Source organism: Streptomyces sp. WM6386 (assembly GCF_000972385.1).
Lineage (GTDB): Bacteria > Actinomycetota > Actinomycetes > Streptomycetales > Streptomycetaceae > Streptomyces.
This window is the reverse complement of record NZ_JXTE01000193.1, coordinates 1-1,297: the sequence shown is the minus strand read 5'-3', so window position 1 is coordinate 1,297 and position 1,297 is coordinate 1. Positions and strand designations below refer to the sequence as shown.

At 67.2% G+C, this 1,297-nt stretch carries 1 protein-coding gene; it reads right to left on the bottom strand.

The genetic code is table 11. From position 1 onward, the window contains the following. Positions 1-215: 215 nt before the first annotated feature. Positions 216-1,297: family 2B encapsulin nanocompartment shell protein (locus TN53_RS40655; protein WP_046263908.1), on the bottom strand; the 1,082-nt coding region annotated here is incomplete at its 5' end.

Genomic DNA, 1,297 nt, shown 5'->3' with positions numbered 1-1,297 from the left:
CGGTACCGCCGCGAGGCCAAAGGATGCCGCCGCGATCGGAAGATCGGGGATCACCGGCGTGGGAACGTCCGGCACAGCGGTGGTCGCCTTCGACCGCTGCCCGGGGATGGACGGCCCGAGGGGCCCGGAATCGGGCATCTGCTACTCCTTACTGCGGTGGCCTGAGCGCACGTACGGCGTGGACGGGACGTCAGCCCGTTCAGCGGGGCATGTCCTCAGCCACGTCCGCGGGCGATCTGTACGTTCTCCATCACGCCGAGCGCGTCGGGTAGGAGCACCGCAGCGGAGTAGTACGTGCTGACGAGATAGGAGATGACCGCCTGCTCGTTGATGCCCATGAACCGCGCTGAGAGGCCTGGCTCGACCTCGTCGGGCAGCCCTGTCTGCCACAGACCGATGACCCCTTGGTTCTTCTCTCCCGTGCGCATGGCGATGATGGAGCTGGTCTGCTCTTTGCTGATCGGGATCTTGTTGCAGGGCAGGATCGGGACCCCACGCCAGGCCGGGACCGACTGCCCGCCGAGATCGACGTGGTCCGGGTACAGCCCGCAGGCGTTGAAGCCGCGCCCGATCGCCGCGATCGTCCTCGGGTGGGCGAGGAAGAACTTGGTGCCCCGGCGGCGACACAGCAGATCGTCCATGTCGTCCGGGGTCGGCGGGCCGGAATGCGTCTGGATGCGCTGCTTGAAGTCGGCGTTGTGCAGCAGCCCGAACTCACGGTTGTTGATGAGCTCGTGCTCCTGGCGCTCGCGGAACGCCTCGATGGTCAGCCGGAGTTGCTCCTCCGTCTGGTTCATCGGGCCGTTGTAGAGGTCGCAGACCCGGGTGTGGATCCTCAGAATGGTCTGCGCGACGGAGAGTTCGTACTCACGTGGCTTGAGCTCGTAATCGACGAAGGCGCTCGGCAGATCGGCCTCGCCGACATGGCCGGCCGACATGGCGATCTCGGCCTCACCGTGCTTGTTCTGCCGTCGCCGCGTGGCGGAACTGAACCCGGCGATGTGGGCTTGAAGAAGGGGTGCGGAGTCCCGCACGGCGGCGAAGTCGCTACGGGAGAGGGTGAGGAGGGTGCCGGACGTCTCGGCGGTGGCCGTGTAGTCATAGCGGGCGTCGGAGTCCAGGAGGGCGTTCTCACCGAAGTGGTCGCCGTCCGCGAGCACCGCGATGGCGATCTCTCCGCCGTACTTGCCCTCAGCGCACTGGCTGATGCGTCCGTGGGCGATCAGATGGATCCGGTCCGCCGGGCTGCCGCGCTCGACGATGACCTCGCCGACAGCGAAGTCGCGCTGTGCGCAGC